Raw genomic sequence first — 394 nt, 5'->3', positions numbered from 1 at the left:
AAACATCGGCGACGTGACCGACCTCGCCGCCAGCATCAAAACCAACGGCCTCCTCTCGCCCCTCAGCGTCGTACCCACCGGCGAGCGCTACAGGGTCATCGCCGGCCACCGCAGGCTCGCCGCATGCAAACAGGCCGGAATCGGAGCCGTCCCATGCTTCGTGCTCCAGCTCGGCCCATTGCAGCAGTTGGAGGCCATGGTCACCGAGAACTGCCAGCGCGAACAGCTCACCGTGTTGGAGGAGGCCGATGCCATCCAGGGCATGCTTGATCTGGGGGCCACCACCGCCGCCGTCGCCTACCGGCTCGGCCGAAGCGGCGCCTATGTGCGTGACCGCGTCAAGGCCGCCAGCATCAAGACCGAGGTCAGGCGGACACGCGACGATTTTGGTCAG

General features: G+C 66.5%; 1 protein-coding gene. It reads left to right on the top strand.

The window, feature by feature from the left end; translation table 11 throughout:
* Nucleotides 1-13 precede the first annotated feature (13 nt).
* Nucleotides 14-394, top strand: a 381-nt coding sequence (locus KSX58_RS10310) for a ParB/RepB/Spo0J family partition protein (protein WP_217752145.1), incomplete at its 3' end; no start/stop codon positions are given.

This window comes from Bifidobacterium sp. MSK.17.10, from assembly GCF_019129655.1.
GTDB lineage: Bacteria > Actinomycetota > Actinomycetes > Actinomycetales > Bifidobacteriaceae > Bifidobacterium > Bifidobacterium adolescentis.
Note: the sequence above shows the minus strand (reverse complement) of the source record. Positions and strands in the feature narration are given on the sequence as shown.